This window comes from Paenibacillus sp. FSL H8-0548, assembly GCF_038630985.1.
Lineage (GTDB): Bacteria > Bacillota > Bacilli > Paenibacillales > Paenibacillaceae > Pristimantibacillus.
This window is the reverse complement of record NZ_CP152049.1, coordinates 5,389,367-5,406,735: the sequence shown is the minus strand read 5'-3', so window position 1 is coordinate 5,406,735 and position 17,369 is coordinate 5,389,367. Positions and strand designations below refer to the sequence as shown.

Genomic DNA, 17,369 nt, shown 5'->3' with positions numbered 1-17,369 from the left:
CATCGCTTTGGGGAGGCCTTTTTTTAAAATATAGGAAATTATATCATTTCGCCATACTTTTTCTATATTTCTCCGGAATGTAACGCGCCACCGCCATAAGGACGGCGACAGCCGTTTCACCTTGTAGTTTTGCGTTCTGGGCAGAATGGGGGGCATCGGTATGAAAAAAGGAATCGCGCTGCTCTTGCTGATTGCACTGGCTGCTTTGCAATATGTAAGAACTAGCTCGGCTGATCAGAATCCGTTCCTCGTGACCGATTACAGCCGTCTTCACCCTGTGAAGGTGGAACGGGTCATTCTAGGCAAGGCCGAGGAGCAGCTTGTACAGCTCGTAGCGGAAGCGAAGGAAAAGGGACTTAAGCTGTCTATAGCAGGACAGCGCCACAGCCAAGGAGGGCATACCTATTATAAGGATGCTATCGTCGTCGATATGACAAGTTACAATCGGATCATTTCTGTAGATCCCAGCAGCAAGCGAATGATCGTGCAAGCAGGTGCAACCTGGGAGGATGTACAGGAGGCTGTCAATCCGTACGGACTATCCGTGAAAACGATGCAATCGCTTAATTCTTTTACGATAGGCGGCTCTATCAGCATTAATGCGCATGGCAGAGACATACGCAATGGCTCGCTGATCAAAAGCGTGGAATCCTTCCGGTTGTTGACTGCAGATGGCAGCATTCGAAATGTAAGCCGCTCGGAAAATGCTGATTTATTTTCGCTGGCGCTGGGGGGCTATGGACTGTTCGGTATTATTTTGGACGTGACGCTAAGCTTGACTGAAGATGAGCTGTACCGTGAGTCAACAATATTGATGGAGCTGGATGAATATAGTCATTATTTTCAAAATGAGGTGCTGCCAAATGCGGCTATACGATTGCATATCGCTCGGATTTCGGTTGCGAAGGACAGCTATTTCAAGGAGGCTTTTGCCAAAAATTACACTATAGACGATTCGCTAAAGCTTACCGATTATAATGAGCTGAGAAGCAATGAGAATTGGGTTGCTCCCGGGAAGCTGCTGTTTAATATCAATCGATCAACGGAGTGGGGCAGAAATCTACAGTGGAATTTGCAAAAGTATTTTTTCGTAGAGCAATCGGAAAAAATCGTCAGCCGCAACAATGCGATGCGCGCAGCGTCTGAGTTTATGGAGTATAGCGGGCCGGGAGCAAACGATCTGCTGCAGGAATATTTTATACCGCTGCCTCAGTTTGATGAATTTGTACAGCAGCTCGGCGCTATTGTGAAGGAAGAGGATTTGAACCTGCTTAATATAACGATCCGTTATGTGAATAAAGATGAGGAAGCGGTCTTATCGTATGCGAAGCAGGATATGCTGGCTCTTGTTTGCTTGTTCCATGCACCATTGTCAAAGGAAGGACAGCTTCAAATGAAGCAGGGGGTGGAGCGGATCGTAGATGAGCTCATCACATATGGTGGTTCTTATTATTTGCCTTATATTGCTTATCCAACGCTGGAGCAGTTCAAGAACGTCTATCCGAGGCATGAGCAGTTTTTTGCTAAGAAGAAGCAGTACGACCCGGATGAGCTTTTTATGAATTATTTCTATGAGCAATATGGCGCTTAGGAGGCGGCTTATGAACTTGAAATGGCTGATACGCTCGCAAAGCATGATGACATTAGCTGCTGGCATGATTTATCCCTATTATTTATTGTTTCTCAAAAATCTTGGCAACAGCTTCTCCAAATACGGCCTCGCCTTTGCTGTATTTACGATAAGCTCTGCCGCTGTCTCACAGTGGATTGCGCCTAGACTGGATAAGCATGGCTCGGCGATGCTTGTTGTCAGCTCGCTTGGCATGATGGGGGCTATGCTTGCTTTTCCGTGGACCATGTCCTATAGTTGGGTACTTGTGCTGCAGCTCATAATGGGAACCTGCAATGCGATGCAAAGAATGAGTGAGCGCTTGCTGCTGGCCGATTATACCGAGCCTGGAGCGAGAGGGGCTGGAATAGGGTCTTATCATTTTTGGACTTCTATTGCTTCGGGCTTTGCTGTCATATTGGGAGGCTACTTGATAGACTGGCTAACGATCAACATTTTATTTTATTTGAGTGCCTTGCTTTATGGAGCAAGCGCTTGGACGATTTGGCGAATGATCAGAAAGACAGGCCGCAGGGCAAAAGAGGGTTCGGTTTCTGAGCATATTGTGGTATAATGGTTCGATATATATTGATAATGTAGTGAAGGACGGGATTAAACGAATGATTAGCACAAGTGGCATTACGCTCCGTTTCGGGAAGCGGGCGCTTTTTGAAGATGTAAGCATTAAGTTTACACCAGGCAATTGTTACGGCTTGATCGGCGCAAACGGTGCAGGTAAATCAACCTTTTTGAAAATATTATCCGGAGAAGTAGAGCAATCTCACGGAGAAGTGCATATTACGCCGGGCGAGAGACTAGCTGTGCTGAAGCAGAACCATTATGAATATGATGAGTCTGTGGTACTTGAGACCGTAATGATGGGTCATAAGCGTCTTTATGAGGTAATGAAAGAGAAGGATGCTTTGTATACAAAGGCTGACTTTACTGACGAAGACGGCATGCGTGCAGGTGAGCTTGAAGCAGAATTTGCAGACATGAACGGCTGGGAAGCCGAATCGGAAGCTGCTGAGATGCTTAACGGCCTTGGCATTACACCAGATCTGCATGACAAGAAGATGGCAGAGCTGAGCGGCAATGAGAAGGTTCGCGTATTGCTGACACAAGCGTTGTTCGGCTCTCCGAACATTCTGCTGCTCGATGAGCCTACCAACCACTTGGACATCGAGTCTATTCGTTGGCTGGAAGATTTCCTTGCAGATTATCAAGGTACTGTAATCGTTGTCAGCCATGACAGGCATTTCCTGAACACGGTTTGTACGCATATTGCGGACATTGACTTCGGTAAAATTCAAATGTATGTCGGCAACTACGACTTCTGGTACGAATCCAGCCAGCTTGCTTTGCAGCTGATGCGCGGAGAGAACAAGAAGAAAGAAGACAAAGTTAAAGAGCTTCAGGCGTTTATTCAACGCTTTAGCGCGAACAAATCGAAGGCGAAGCAAGCAACGTCAAGACAGAAGCTGCTTGAGAAAATTTCGCTTGATGACATTCGTCCATCGAACCGTAAATATCCGTTTATTCTCTTCAAAGGCGAGCGTGAGGCAGGCAAGCAGCTCTTGCTTGTTGACGGCTTGACGAAGACAATTGATGGAGAAAAAGTAATCGACAACCTGACTATTGCACTTAATAAAGGCGACAAGGTTGCTTTCGTCGGTCCGAACAGCATGCCAAAAACATTGCTATTCCAGCTGCTAGTCGGCGAGGTTGAAGCAGATGCAGGCAGCTATTCATGGGGCGTAACAACTTCGCAGGCTTATTTCCCGAAAGACAACTCTCCTTATTTCGATGGGGTGGATTTGAATCTTGTGGAGTGGCTGCGTCAATATTCGAAGGACCCGGATGAGACATTCATTCGCGGCTTCTTAGGCCGTATGCTCTTCTCAGGTGACGATGCAATGAAGAAAGCAAGCGTATTGTCCGGAGGAGAAAAGGTTCGCTGCATGCTCTCTAAGATGATGCTTGAAGGCGCGAACGTATTTATTTTGGATGAGCCAACGAATCACTTGGATCTAGAATCCATTACGGCTCTGAACAATGGCTTGACGGATACGGATTGCACCATTCTATTTACCTCTCATGACCATCAGTTCGTTCAAACGATTGCTAACCGCATCGTAGAAATTACACCAAATGGTGTAATCGACCGGATGATGACTTATGACGAGTACCTTGAAAGTGCTGAGGTAAAAGCGCTTCGTGAGCGTATGTACGCGGTTTAGGCCGCAATGATAGAAGAGCGTCGACCTGCGAGGGGAACCTTGCGGGTCGACGCTTCTTTTTTTGAAACGCTGGCTGGCGCTGATCAAAATAAAAAAATGGTGAAGCAGAATATTCCGCCTCTGCTTCACCATTTTTTTCGTTTATTTATTGGCAGCCTTGAGCTTGCGGCCTTTGCCATAAGGGATGCACATCGGCGTCCCGAAGATCGGATCGATGTTTATTTGACAGTCCATCTGAAATACGGACCGGATGAGCTCCTCGTCAATGATGTCCTCTGGCTTGCCTTGCGCATGGATATGCCCATCTTTCACGGCAACGATATGATGCGCGTAACGACATGCAAGATTAATATCGTGAAGCACCATAACGATGGTGCGATTTTTTTGCTCATTTAAGTCAAACAGCAGATCAAGAATTTCGATTTGATGCGCCATATCTAAATAGGTTGTAGGCTCATCAAGCAATATGGTCGAAGTATTCTGGGCCAGCGTCCTTGCTTGACAAGCTGATGAACGGACAATCCTTCCGGGGCTATTGGATCCTGTGGAAGGTTCGTCGCGATTACCTCTGTAATGCTTATTTCTAATGCAATTCTGCAGTGTAGCTCGTTATTTTTCAGGTCATGTCAGCTTTCTGCTGTACTTTGTGCAGTCTGGCAGCTACGATCGCTGATCCTAAAATCGAGCGAAATGTTGCATTTATGCATAAAAGTCCGCACCTGGTAAACACTGTTTCTCTAGACCCACACGCATTCGTTCGAGTATGATACCGATAAGCTAATTTCAAGGCTTGAAAATACATAAGTTTAACGCTTGGGAGGTAATGAAGCTGAATCAGTATGATGATATAAAGCAGGGGGAGAAGGGTGCTTGGGTTAGTATAGCTGCCTACTTGGTGTTGTCTGCCCTCAAGCTCGCTGCCGGCTACTGGTTTGTGTCAGGAGCTCTTGTAGCAGATGGATTTAACAACTTGACGGATATCGTTGCATCAGCAGCGGTATTGATTGGCCTGCGAATATCTCAGAAGCCACCGGACAAAGATCATCCTTATGGACATTTTCGCGCGGAAACTATCGCAGCGCTTATTGCATCTTTTATTATGGCTACTGTCGGCATTCAGGTGTTGATTACTGCGGTCAAATCGTTATTTTCTCCAACTCAGCATACCCCGAACCTCATTACAGCATGGGTTGCTCTGTTTGCGGCTGTTTGTATGCTAGGTGTTTATTTTTATAATAAAAAGCTGGCGCTGCGCATAAACAATCAAGCTCTGCTAGCAGCCGCCAAAGATAATTTATCGGATGCGCTTGTCAGTATTGGAGCGGCAATCGGAATTATCGGAGCTCAGTTTGGCTTGCCATGGCTTGATCCAGTTGCAGCGATAGCGGTAGGTCTCATTATTTGCAAAACAGCATGGGATATTTTCTATAGCTCAACTCACGCGCTTACCGACGGTTTCGACGAGAATGAGCTGTCTTCTCTGAGAGCAACAATTGCCAAAACGAAAGGTGTAAAATCGATCAAGGATATTAAGGCAAGAGTACATGGCAGCCATGTGCTTGTTGATGTTATTGTACAGGTAGATCCCCAGCTTACCCTTATCGAAAGTCATCGGATTAGCGATGAAATCGAGCAGCGTATGGGACGGAAGCATAATATTATGAGTGTACATGTTCATGTTGAGCCTCAGGAGCTCATTAAGCATATAGAGATGAATGGACTAAATAACCACTGAAAATAATCGGTAATTGTTACCAAATAAAGAGAAAATTCTAATTTATTAGTTCTAAAGTCATGGAAACAAGCGGTAGACAAAGGTCATGAATTTAAAAATATATATATATTGATCTACGTCATAATATGCGTAAATTATAAATGCAATGGGCTATTAGGCATCTCTTAAGCGGAGATGTCTTTTTTGTGTATTGTTTGTGAAAATTCATGATTCTTAATTCCTAGTTAAATGAGTAAGCAAATAGGAATATTGGTCGATACTTGTCGAATCTATTCGAATTTACAATGAGAGCAGAGACCGTTACACCTAAACTGTTTTTAAACCAAGGAGGCGTAAAGTTTGCATTACACCATGAAAAAAAGGATAGCAACAGCAACGTTAACGGCTGCATTATTGTTTAGCTCGATTTCAGTACCAGCAGCATTGGCAGCACAAACAGGAGAGGTACAATCCGGCGTAAATATGCGCACATCTCCCTCTACATCAGCATCGATTATTCGCAACTTAAAGAAAGGCGAGCAAGTAACGGTAATTGATAAGGTGAATTCGTATTGGTACAAAGTGACGGATTCCTCAGGCAAAACCGGATACATATCAACTTCTTCGCAATATATTGAGCTTAAAAAGGATACTGCGGTTCAAACCGGCAACGCAGTAGCTAAAGCATCGGTCTCGTTTCGAAAGGCTGCATCCACATCTGGTGAGAGGATTCGCTATTTAAAGAAGGGTGAGCAGATAACCATTCTTGCGAAAACCAACAGCTATTGGTATGAGGTACAGGATGGAAACGGTATTCGCGGTTATGTTAGCACACAAGATTCATTTCTAACCATAACAGGCTCTATCCCTTCTAATGGATCAGGAAATAACGGAAATAGTGGGGGCGGCGGGGTAACTGCTCCTGAGTTGTCAACGGACGCAAAAGTGGAGAAAATAATTGCAGCAGGCATGAAGTATTTGGGCACGCCTTATGAGTACGGCTCAAATCGAAACACAACAACAACATTTGATTGCTCTGATTTTGTAAGACAAGCCTTCCTGGATGCCCTTGGGATTAAGCTGCCAGCAGATTCACGTCAGCAAGGTCAGTATGTGAAGGATAAGGGCGGAGCCAAGACGAGTTGGAAGCAGTTGAAGCGTGGGGATCTTGTTTTTTTCATGTCCTACAAAGGCACCAAAGCATCCTCATATAGCGGGATAGATAAATCTAAGGCAACGATTTCGCACGATGGCATTTATCTAGGAGACGGCAAGGTGCTGCATACGTATTCGGTTGAGGGCGGCGGCGTTACGGTTAGCAGCATTGAAGGAACTCACTGGGAGTATCGTATGGTGTTTGGCGGAAGCGCACTATAAAATTAATAAAAGGCTATCGCAACTCATCAAGCTATAACAGCCACTATCATAAATGAAAAAAATCAGCTTGTGTATCCACCTGTTCTTATATGGACAGCGGGTCACGGGCTGATTTTTTGTTTGCATTACATGTAAAGGTTGCAGGCCGAGACTTTTAGGTAGTCCACATTTTGAGATATATAGTAGCAGACATACTTGCACGATAAGCACACATAGGTGCTTATGAGGTTGGATTAGTGGCTGGAGACGGTCAAATCGTGTGGATAAGAACACATAGGTGCTTATGGCGTTGGATTAGTGGCTGGAGACGGTCAAATCGTGTGGATAAGAACACATAGGTGCTTATGGCGTAAAAACAGCAGACATTCTTGCACGATAAGCACATATAGCTGCTTATGAGGTTGGATTAGTGGTTGGAGACGGTCAAATCGTGTGGATAAGAACACATAGGTGCTTATGGCGTAAAAACAGCAGACATTCTTGCACGATAAGCACATATAGGTGCTTATGAGGTTGGATTAGTGGCTGGAGACGATCAAATCGTGCGGATAAGCACATATAGGTGCTTATGAGGTTGGATTAGTGGCTGGAGACGGTCAAATCGTGTGGATAAGAACACATAGGTGCTTATGGCGTAAAAACAGCAGACATTCTTGCACGATAAGCACATATAGGTGCTTATGAGGTTGGATTAGTGGCTGGAGACGGTCAAATCGTGTGGATAAGAACACATAGGTGCTTATGGCGTAAAAACAGCAGACATACTTGCACGATAAGCACACATAGGTGCTTATGAGGTTGGATTAGTGGCTGGAGACGGTCGAAAACGTACAGAAAAAAGAACACATAGTTGCTTATAGTAACAAAGCAATTATGTGTTCTTTTGTGCTAGGCACGTATATGGGAGCGAGCGTTATCCCCGAGTGATCACTCAAATGTTAGGAATCAATTTGTACTGTGCTTGTGTTTTCGCTTTGTATAACCTGCCCGCTCTGCTCTGCTGCAGCCTCGGCCTGCTTATTTGCCAGCGCTTTCTTTTTGTTTCTTCTCTTGCGAATCAACAGGAAAATAATGATGATAGGCACGGCGACTACGAAGATATACAAGGATACATTTTTAACCATGCCCTCCGCCGCACGTCCGTAGAAATAAAACAAGAGACCAACAATATAAAACTTCAAACCACGTCCGATCGCTGCGTAGCCTATTAATCTCCATATTGGAAAGTTTAAGCAGCCTGACAAAATGGTGAAAACCTTAAAGGGGATGGGGGTAAAGGAGCCAATAAGAATGGCAGCTTCACCGTTCTTCTGAAATCGATCTGTTGCAGCATCGATCCATTCTTTCTTCAGAAACTTATATAGGACTGATTTGCCCATTACCTTCCCAAGATAATACCCGACAGGTGTACCTAGGAGGCAGGCGATATAGCCCACTGTTGCCAGCCATAATGCGGTAGATGGATTTAGTATGCTTAATGAAACTTGAAGAAAAAAAGCAGGAATGGGAAAAATAACAGCATCCAGAAACGCATGAATAAACAAGCCTAGTGGCCCGAAATCCTTTAAAAAATCAACTACAGCTTGAAACATTACCAGGCTCCCTTTCCGTCAACGAACTACACATTAAGCCTGCTTAACGACATAGAGTGAGTATTAATTCATTATGTGCTAACCTATGCTGCAGCTTGTTGCAAAAAACGCTTTAGCGCTTAATATTTTAATTATAACATATTTGATAAGCAGAAAAAGATGATAGTTGTCATTAGTTTGAGGCCTAAGCCCTATTATGGAATACGTGATTCCCCGCTGACAGGTTTCAAACTTTTTTTACTAAGCGACAATTTAGGCTGCAGACCTCTATTCTCTTGTCTGACGACGAGAGACGCCGCTTTGCTGGGCCGCTTGGATGACGCGGCGGCGCACTTCCTCGACAACTCGATTGTTGAATACGCTAGGGACTATATACATAGGACTAAGCTCGTCATCACTAATCACAGATGCGATCGCCTCCGCCGCAGCAAGCTTCATTTCTTCATTTATCGTTGTGGCACGGCTGTCGAGAGCTCCGCGGAAAATTCCAGGAAAGCATAGCACATTGTTAATCTGATTGGGGTAATCGGATCGTCCTGTTGCGAAGACAGCAACGATGTCCTCCGCAAGCTCTGGCCGGATCTCAGGCTCAGGATTCGCCATTGCGAATACAACGGGGTCCTTTGCCATCGTCTCGATAAGAGCGCGGGTAAGTATTCCACCTGCCGAGACGCCAATGAATACATCTGCATCCTTTAACGCATCTGCTAAGCTTCCAGATTGGCGTTGTGAGTTGGTATGCTCTGCATACCATTGCCACATTGCATTGTCGTAAGTTTGATTAGCGGTCAGAATACCCTCGCGATCTACGCCAACGATATGCTCTGCGCCTCCTGCAAGCAGCATTTTAGAGCAGGCGGTACCAGCAGCTCCGATCCCGCAGACGACAATACGAGCCTCGCTCAGCTTGCGACCAGTGAGCTTTAGCGCATTGAGCAAGCCTGCATATAGAACAACGGCTGTTCCATGCTGGTCATCGTGAAAAACAGGGATGTCAAGCACGCCCCGCAATCTTTGCTCGATTTCAAAGCAGCGCGGCGCGGAAATATCCTCGAGATTAATGCCGCCAAACGCAGGAGCAATATTAATGATCGTAGCGATAATTGCTTCCGTATCCTGTGTGTCGAGACAGATCGGGAAGGCATCGACGTCTGCGAATTGCTTGAACAGCATTGCCTTGCCTTCCATAACCGGCATAGCTGCATAGGGGCCGATATTGCCTAGCCCAAGAACAGCGCTCCCATCGGAAACGACGGCGACCATATTTCTTTTGACAGTGAGGGTGTAGGCTTTGGACGGCTCCTCGAAGATGGCTTGACACACTCTAGCGACATCGGGTGTATAAACACGTGATAAATCATCACGGTTTTGGATAGGGGTTTTAGGCTGAACGGTTATTTTTCCGCCTAGATGAAGCAGGAAGGTGCGATCGGAAATATGAACCAATCGAATGCCCTCTAGTGATTTCAGTGCGGTTGTCAGCCGTTCGGCGGCGCCGTGCTCAGAAATTTTGACGGTTAAGTCACGCAGACTCTTATTGCGATCTGTATGTATGACGTCTATGGCGATGATGTCGCCTTTGGCTTGCTCAATTGCTGTTGCCGCGCGTCCGAACTGGGCGAGATTCGTATCAATCTCCAATCGCAAAATAATGGTTTTGCCATCTGTCATATTTGAACTCATTATAAACAGCTCCCTTCAATTAGTTATACTATTTGGATAAGGGCATACAATTTATGCTTCATTCTCACAGTTGGGAAAAAAAGAAAACCATCACTGCATGAATCGCAGGACGGCTTTCGGACAATTTGTCGGGTCATATTGTAAATTTCGTTTCGTTAGCAGACTGTCACGGAATTGCCCCGCGGCATTAGGCTGATGAATGAGCGAGAACCAACGATCAACGACATCGTTGGAGTCAAGCATTTCGCCAAAGCCGTTGTTTATGAAGTATTCGCAGTTTTCTTCCTCTTGCCCTGGTATCGGTTCATAGAAGAGCATCGGAATTCCTTTGCTCATTCCTTCGGTGCAAGTCATCCCGCCCGGCTTCGTAATGAGCAGATCTGAAACATCCATGAGCTTATTTATTTCGCGGGTGAATCCGAGAATATGAACGTTAGGATGCTGGAAAAGCGGATCAGAGAGCATTTTTTCCTTCATTTTCTCGTTGGAGCCTACACAATAGATGAGCTGAGTGCTTTCTCGCCATTTGGTCATATACTCGAGTGCGTTATCCTCGTACATAATTCCCCAACCGCCGCCCATAATGAGTACGGTAGGCATATTTTGCAAATGGAACTGCTCTCTTACTTCTTCTTTATTATATGTATGCCAAAAATTCGGATGAACAGGAATTCCTGTTACTTCAATTCGATTATTGGTTATCCCCTTGTCCATTAGACGTTCCTTTACAATATCCGAGGAAACGAGATAATGATTAACCTCCTTATTTACCCAAGAGCCATGAGCATCATAATCGGTAATTAAGGTGAACAGCGGGGTATCAATTAGTCCGAGACGCTTTAGTCTGGAAACAACTGCATTCGGTCCTGGATGCGTACAAATAATTAGATCAGGCTTCAATTGAGATATAACCTGCGATGTATGAGTATAAAACATACGATGAATGGCAAGCTGTGTGAGACGATTAAACGATTTTTTATAGTTGCTGCGGTACATAAGACCGACCATCTTAGGTTGTTTGCTTACGGTTTTGCGATACGCTGATACAATCCAAGGACCAAGCACCGGATTAAGAAATTTTCCAAGCTCGATGACGCGGGTCTGAATCCCCGGACACAACTGCTTTAGTCCGACAGCAAGCGCAAAAGCAGCTTGTGTATGACCTGAGCCAAAGCCTTCAGAGAGCAGAAGCACTCTTTTCTTACGCATTCATTCCACCTACTTTTCTATTTCCATATTACGATGCAAGTACGACTAACACAAGTTTTATTGGTTATGAGTTGCGAATATTGCAGCAGATAAACTATCCTTAAGAGAAGATAAGGATACGATTAGCATATGCATTCCTGAAGCAAGCTATATTTACAAATATTTTACATATAAATATAAATGAAAAGTGAGGCAAAAGAAATGACAACATTTAATCAAGAGGATCAAGAATGCAACATTGGCAATTATGTTCGTGTCGATATTAGATCAGGCCAATATGTAGGAGAACTCGTAGAATTAAACAAGCCCCGTGCGCTCGTTAAGGTTCTTGCTGTACTAAAGCATCCAGAGCAAGGTGATCTGCATAATCCTTATAATCCTGACGTACCGATGTTTCATGAGCGGCGTGCGCTTAGCTATACAGAGAAAACAACTGTACTTATTCGTGATTTGAAGCCATATACAGGTGCTGTACCGGATTATAGCGACTCGCTAAGAACAGCAACTGAAGCAGCTATTGATGCTCTTGATCGGCTGCATCGCTGGTCGGCTATGGCACTTGAGCAGATGCAGCAGCTGCAGAAGGAATACAAGTAGCAGATGTGTCTTAAAGGCAGCGATGTTCATCGTACTGCCCAGAAGCTTTGCGGAAGCGGTTTGCGCAGCAGCATTCCAATGAATTGCAGCGCGAGCCGCTTCCGCAATATTGCGAAATAGAATATAGATGCTCCGTTTTTCCCCCATAGCCTCATAGCCAGCGCGGCTAGGATGACTATCCCCTTTAGCAACCGAAGTGTTGCTCAGCTCCTTTAAACAAGCGATTAGAAACAAACGGTCAGCTTCTGGGTATAATGGAAAGGTTAACGTACTATACACCATGCACACATCCTGCTGATAAAATATGAATGAATAGAAAACGTCAATCCATGCTAGGTTGTTCTTTGTGTCAAAATGGATGTTCGAGAGTTTGTAAACGATAAATTAGGTATAACTTTGTAGTAAAATAGTGCAAACAATTATGAAAATACTAAATTGATTCCACTATAGCCTAATGATAAAATTAAGATAATAATCGCAATATCGCGATAAAGGCTCGGTATGGTCAATAAGACGCAGGTGCTCGCAGGATAGAGGTACCAGGATTTTAGACTATGGGTGATAAAAAGTAGGCCGATGCGCCCTGCTGATTACCATTCTATGATAAAACAAGCCGAAAATGAAGCGTTAAACGTATTCAGCGGTGCATAATTTCATTACGTTCATGCTTACCCAAAAATCTTCTCATAGAAAGGTTGCTCACAATGAAGAACTCTATTTTGGGATTGCCGCCTAAGCAGGGGCTCTATGATCCGCAATTCGAGAAAGACGCATGCGGCATGGGCTTTGTGGCAAACATTAAAGGAATAAAATCACATAAGGTTATTCGCCAGGCACTAACGCTGCTCGAGAATATGGAGCATCGCGGCGGTCAAGGCAGTGAACCGAATACAGGAGATGGAGCAGGTATTTTGCTTCAAATTCCACATGCTTTTTTTGCAGCAGAATTAAATAAACAAGAAATAAAGCTTCCTATTGAAGGCAAGTATGCTGTTGGTATGATTTTTATGCCGCAGGATGAGACTGCGCGCGCGGCTATCGAGCGTGAAGTGGAATCCATTGTTAAAGAAGAGAAGCAATCCGTGATTGCTTGGCGTACAGTTCCAACGGATGATCGGAAGCTAGGGGAATCTGCATTAGCTGTTAAGCCTTTTGTGCGGCAGCTGTTTATCGGTATGGATGAGAGCCTGCAGGACAATATGGCATTTGAACGCAAATTATATGTAATTCGTAAGCGTGCTGAGCTTGCGATTCGTTATGCCGGCAAAGAAGGCGGCAATATGTTCTATTTCTCGAGCTTATCCTCGAGAAAAATCGTCTACAAAGGGATGCTTACGACTGAGCAAGTACGCTCATTCTATTCTGAGCTTAATGACGAGTCTGTCGTATCGGCGATGGCTCTTGTTCACTCCCGTTTCAGTACAAACACGTTCCCGAGCTGGGAGCGCGCGCATCCTTTCCACTATATGATCCATAACGGAGAGATTAACACGCTTCGCGGCAACGTGAACTGGATGCATGCACGTCAAACGTTGTTTGCCACTGAGCTGTTCGGTGATGATATGGAGAAGATCAAGCCGATCATTAATCCTGACGGCTCCGATACAGCGATGTTCGATAATACGCTGGAGTTCCTGTTCTTGTCTGGTCGCTCAATGGCTCATGCAGCTATGATGATGGTTCCAGAGCCATGGTCTAACCATGAGAGCATGAGCGATGAGCGCAAGGCGTTCTATGAATACCACAGTACGTTAATGGAGCCATGGGACGGACCTGCTGCGCTTGGCTTTACAGACGGCATAAAAATTGGTGCTGTGCTTGATCGTAATGGTCTTCGGCCAGCCCGTTATTATGTAACGAAGGATGATCACATTATACTCGGCTCTGAAGCAGGAACAGTTGATATTCCGGCTGAAGATATTTTATACAAAGATCGTTTGCGTCCAGGACGCATGCTGCTTGTAGACACAGAGCAAGGCCGCATTATTTCTGATGAGGAAGTAAAAGCGGAGATTGAAACGGAGCATCCTTACCGGGATTGGCTGAATGAGCATCTCGTGGATCTAGAGGATCTTCCAGAAGCTCCCGAGCTGCCAGAGCCTAACCATACTACTGTACAAATGAGACAGCAAGCATTTGGCTACACTTATGAGGATATTCGCAAGGTGCTTGAGCCGATGGCTGGCAGCGGTGCTGAGCCGATTTCATCAATGGGCTACGACGCTCCACTTGCGATATTATCGGAGAAACCGCAGCGCTTGTACAATTACTTTAAGCAATTGTTTGCGCAAGTAACGAATCCGCCGATTGATGCGATTCGCGAGGAAATTATTACGGCGACGGGAACGACGATTGGCCCTGAGCGAAACCTGCTTAATCCTGAGCCGGAGAGCTGCCGTCATATTAAATTAGATACGCCAATATTGTCCAATGAGCAGTTCGCTAAGCTGCGCCATGTGCGCCGTCCGGGCTTCCGTTCCATTACGCTTCCAATCTTCTTTGTGGCAAGCGAAGGAGAAGCAGGTTTGCGTGATGCACTTACGCTGATGTGTGAAGCGGCTGATCGCGTCATTGATAAAGGCCATAATTTGCTTATTTTATCCGATCGCGGCGTCGACAAGGAAAATGCTGCAATTCCAGCTTTGCTGGCAGTAGCGGCTTTACATCACCATCTTATTCGCCAAGGTACGCGTACGAAGGTTGCTATTTTGCTGGAGTCGGGCGAGCCTCGTGAAGTTCATCACTTTGCGTTATTGCTTGGTTACGGTGTAAATGCGGTTAACCCTTACCTAGCATTTGAGACGCTGGACGATATGATTCGCCAAGGCATGCTTCGCGGCATTTCGCATGAGAAGGCCGTTAAAAACCTGATCAAAGCAGCGACTAAAGGCGTTGTCAAAATATTGTCCAAAATGGGGATCTCGACGATTCAGTCCTATCGCGGCGCGCAAATTTTCGAAGCGGTTGGCTTGAAAGAGGATGTCATTAATCAGTACTTCACTTGGACTCCATCTCGTATAGGCGGTATTGGCCTCGATGTGATTACAGAAGAAACGTTGAAGCATCATCATCGTGCATTCGCTGAGCAGGAAGGCGCAGAGAAAGAGCTTGACTCCGGTGGCGATTATCAGTGGCGCAAAGACGGCGAGGACCATTTATTTACACCGCAGACGATTCATACGCTGCAAATGGCTTCCCGTACGAACGACTACAAGCTATACAAGAAATTCTCAGCGCTTGTACAGGGTGAGGACAAGAAGCATTTAACGCTGCGTTCCTTACTTAAATTCAAGGAAGGTCGTCAGCCTGTTCCGCTTGAGGAAGTTGAATCTCTTGAATCCATCGTGAAGCGGTTCAAAACCGGTGCGATGTCATTCGGTTCCATAAGCAAGGAAGCCCATGAGAGTCTGGCTATTGCGATGAACCGCCTTGGCGGCAAGTCGAATACTGGCGAGGGCGGGGAAGATCCAGCGCGCTTTATTCCTGACGCGAACGGTGATTCAAGACGGAGTGCGATCAAGCAGGTCGCATCGGGACGTTTTGGGGTAACGAGCAACTACTTGGTTAATGCAGATGAGATTCAAATTAAAATGGCCCAAGGCGCTAAGCCTGGTGAAGGCGGTCAGCTGCCTGGTCTTAAAGTATATCCTTGGGTTGCTGAGGTTCGCGGATCAACGCCTGGTGTTGGACTTATCTCACCGCCGCCGCATCATGATATTTATTCGATTGAGGATTTGGCGGAGCTTGTTCATGATTTGAAAAATGCAAATCCACGCGCACGGATTAACGTAAAGCTAGTATCCGGAGTTGGGGTAGGAACGATTGCGACCGGCGTAGCAAAAGGCCGTGCTGACGTTATTATGGTAAGCGGCTATGATGGCGGTACGGGTGCATCTCCAATGGGCTCCATTCGCCATGCAGGCTTGCCTTGGGAGCTAGGTCTAGCTGAAACGCATCAGACGCTTATGCTTAACAAATTGCGTGATCGCGTAGTTCTAGAGACAGACGGTAAAATGATGAACGGACGCGATGTTGCAATAGCAGTGCTGCTGGGAGCTGAAGAATACGGCTTCTCTACGGCTCCGCTCATCGTGCTTGGCTGCATCATGATGCGTGTGTGTCAATTGGATACTTGTCCAGTAGGCGTTGCCACGCAAAATCCAGAGCTTCGCAAAAAGTTTATGGGCGATCCGAGCCATGTCGTTAACTATTTGCGCTTCATTGCTGAAGAGCTGCGTGAGATTATGGCAGAGCTCGGCTTCCGCACCATTCAAGAAATGGTAGGCCGCGTTGATATTTTGGAAACAAAGCAGATGCTTGAGCACTACAAAGCAAAAGGCATCGATCTATCGAGCTTGCTTTATGAAGCAGAGCTTCCGCAGGATGCGGTTCGCTATAACATTCAAGAGCAAAACCACGGACTAGAGCTATCGCTTGATATGCAGCAGCTTGTGCCAATTGCGGAGCCTGCGCTCGGCAGTGGTGAACGGGTGCGCGGTACATTCCCTATCTTGAATACGAACCGTGTTGTCGGAACGATTCTAGGCAGCGAGGTTACTCGTCGTTATGGCGCGGCAGGCTTGCCTGAGGATACCATTTCGTATCACTTCGTTGGAACAGCTGGTCAGAGCTTTGGCGCATTCCTGCCTAAAGGCATCACACTATCGATTGAGGGCGATTCGAATGACTATTTCGGCAAAGGCTTATCAGGCGGTAAAATTTCCGTAGCGCCTTCACCGAAAGCAACCTTTATCGCTGAGGACAATGTTATTATTGGTAACACAGCTTTGTATGGCGCAACTAGTGGTCAAGCATATATACGTGGTACGGCTGGTGAGCGCTTTGCAGTTCGGAACAGTGGAGCTAACGTTGTTGTCGAAGGTGTAGGCGACCATGGCTGTGAATATATGACAGGTGGGCGAGTGGTCATTCTCGGGAGCACAGGACGTAACTTTGGAGCAGGTATGTCCGGAGGCGTTGCGTATATCTACGATGAGGAAGGCGTTTTCTACAACCAGTGTAATCTGGAAATGGTGCTGCTGGAGCGTCTGGAGAATTCGGAAGATATTGCTGAGCTGAAAGGCTTGATTGAATCACATGTACAGCATACAGAAAGTGCATTAGGCGCGCGTGTATTAAGTGATTGGGAAGTATCGCTTGCTAAATTCGTGAAAGTGATTCCGAAGGATTACAAGCGTATGCTTGAGCAAATCCGCAAGGTTCAGGATACAGGTTTAGCAGGCGATGAGGCGCTGCTTGCAGCCTTCGAAGCGAACAAAAGAGAGCTTGCCCGCGTAGGCGGCAAATAGCAGAATACGAGAGTAAAAAAGCATATAGGCAATTAAGGG

General features: G+C 45.8%; 10 protein-coding genes and 1 pseudogene. 7 read left to right on the top strand and 4 right to left on the bottom strand.

Annotated elements, in window-relative coordinates; all coding sequences use genetic code 11:
* Window positions 1-160: 160 nt before the first annotated feature.
* The 3 genes from MHI37_RS23450 to MHI37_RS23440 are packed head-to-tail and all read left to right on the top strand — an operon-like array spanning window position 161 to window position 3,849.
* On the top strand, window positions 161-1,591 hold the full coding sequence (locus MHI37_RS23450) for an FAD-binding oxidoreductase (protein WP_076337510.1): 1,431 nt from the start codon (window positions 161-163) through the stop codon (window positions 1,589-1,591).
* Between the two features lie 10 nt (window positions 1,592-1,601).
* Window positions 1,602-2,183 (top strand): MFS transporter, encoded by a 582-nt coding sequence (locus tag MHI37_RS23445; protein ID WP_076337509.1) that lies wholly within the window; start codon window positions 1,602-1,604, stop codon window positions 2,181-2,183.
* Between the two features lie 46 nt (window positions 2,184-2,229).
* A complete protein-coding gene (locus tag MHI37_RS23440) occupies window positions 2,230-3,849 on the top strand; it encodes an ATP-binding cassette domain-containing protein (protein WP_076337526.1) in 1,620 nt (539 codons plus the stop codon).
* Window positions 3,850-3,990: 141 nt separating this feature from the next.
* Here MHI37_RS23440 and MHI37_RS23435 read toward each other — a convergent pair.
* Window positions 3,991-4,400: pseudogene (locus MHI37_RS23435) on the bottom strand (ABC transporter ATP-binding protein); the annotation flags it as partial.
* Window positions 4,401-4,672: 272 nt separating this feature from the next.
* Here MHI37_RS23435 and MHI37_RS23430 point away from each other — a divergent pair.
* Together MHI37_RS23430 and MHI37_RS23425 are read left to right on the top strand one after the other, a co-directional pair.
* Complete coding sequence (locus MHI37_RS23430) at window positions 4,673-5,584, top strand: cation diffusion facilitator family transporter (RefSeq protein WP_076337508.1); 912 nt, start codon at window positions 4,673-4,675, stop codon at window positions 5,582-5,584.
* A gap of 339 nt (window positions 5,585-5,923) precedes the next feature.
* The gene (locus MHI37_RS23425; RefSeq protein WP_306010677.1) at window positions 5,924-6,940 is read left to right on the top strand and encodes a C40 family peptidase; all 1,017 of its coding nucleotides are present in this window, start codon (window positions 5,924-5,926) and stop codon (window positions 6,938-6,940) included.
* A gap of 938 nt (window positions 6,941-7,878) precedes the next feature.
* On the opposite strand, the gene MHI37_RS23420 is transcribed toward MHI37_RS23425, so the two are convergent.
* From MHI37_RS23420 to MHI37_RS23410, 3 genes are all read right to left on the bottom strand, one after another.
* Window positions 7,879-8,532: a VTT domain-containing protein gene (locus tag MHI37_RS23420; RefSeq protein WP_076337507.1), complete on the bottom strand. Its 654-nt coding sequence runs from the start codon at window positions 8,530-8,532 to the stop codon at window positions 7,879-7,881.
* 267 nt (window positions 8,533-8,799) lie between these two features.
* Window positions 8,800-10,215, bottom strand: a complete 1,416-nt coding sequence (locus MHI37_RS23415) for an NAD-dependent malic enzyme (RefSeq protein ID WP_076337506.1) — start codon at window positions 10,213-10,215, stop codon at window positions 8,800-8,802.
* 90 nt (window positions 10,216-10,305) lie between these two features.
* Window positions 10,306-11,424 (bottom strand): glycosyltransferase, encoded by a 1,119-nt coding sequence (locus tag MHI37_RS23410; RefSeq protein ID WP_076337505.1) that lies wholly within the window; start codon window positions 11,422-11,424, stop codon window positions 10,306-10,308.
* Window positions 11,425-11,625: 201 nt separating this feature from the next.
* Between MHI37_RS23410 and MHI37_RS23405 the strand changes: the two genes are divergently transcribed.
* Together MHI37_RS23405 and gltB are read left to right on the top strand one after the other, a co-directional pair.
* Window positions 11,626-12,021 (top strand): kinase-associated lipoprotein B, encoded by a 396-nt coding sequence (locus MHI37_RS23405; protein ID WP_076337504.1) that lies wholly within the window; start codon window positions 11,626-11,628, stop codon window positions 12,019-12,021.
* Window positions 12,022-12,725: 704 nt separating this feature from the next.
* Window positions 12,726-17,330, top strand: coding sequence for a glutamate synthase large subunit (gltB, locus tag MHI37_RS23400; RefSeq protein WP_076337503.1), 4,605 nt, complete (start codon window positions 12,726-12,728; stop codon window positions 17,328-17,330).
* Window positions 17,331-17,369: the final 39 nt, after the last annotated feature.

Excerpts from the sequence above, each read along its gene's own strand:
- MHI37_RS23450 (WP_076337510.1), top strand. The coding sequence starts at position 161 with ATGAAAAAAGGAATCGCGCTGCTCTTGCTGATTGCACTGGCTGCTTTG.
- MHI37_RS23415 (WP_076337506.1), bottom strand. The coding sequence starts at position 10,215 with ATGAGTTCAAATATGACAGATGGCAAAACCATTATTTTGCGATTGGAG.
- MHI37_RS23445 (WP_076337509.1), top strand. The coding sequence starts at position 1,602 with ATGAACTTGAAATGGCTGATACGCTCGCAAAGCATGATGACATTAGCT.
- MHI37_RS23405 (WP_076337504.1), top strand. The coding sequence starts at position 11,626 with ATGACAACATTTAATCAAGAGGATCAAGAATGCAACATTGGCAATTAT.
- MHI37_RS23420 (WP_076337507.1), bottom strand. The coding sequence starts at position 8,532 with ATGTTTCAAGCTGTAGTTGATTTTTTAAAGGATTTCGGGCCACTAGGC.
- gltB (WP_076337503.1), top strand. The coding sequence starts at position 12,726 with ATGAAGAACTCTATTTTGGGATTGCCGCCTAAGCAGGGGCTCTATGAT.
- MHI37_RS23410 (WP_076337505.1), bottom strand. The coding sequence starts at position 11,424 with ATGCGTAAGAAAAGAGTGCTTCTGCTCTCTGAAGGCTTTGGCTCAGGT.
- MHI37_RS23440 (WP_076337526.1), top strand. The coding sequence starts at position 2,230 with ATGATTAGCACAAGTGGCATTACGCTCCGTTTCGGGAAGCGGGCGCTT.
- MHI37_RS23430 (WP_076337508.1), top strand. The coding sequence starts at position 4,673 with ATGAAGCTGAATCAGTATGATGATATAAAGCAGGGGGAGAAGGGTGCT.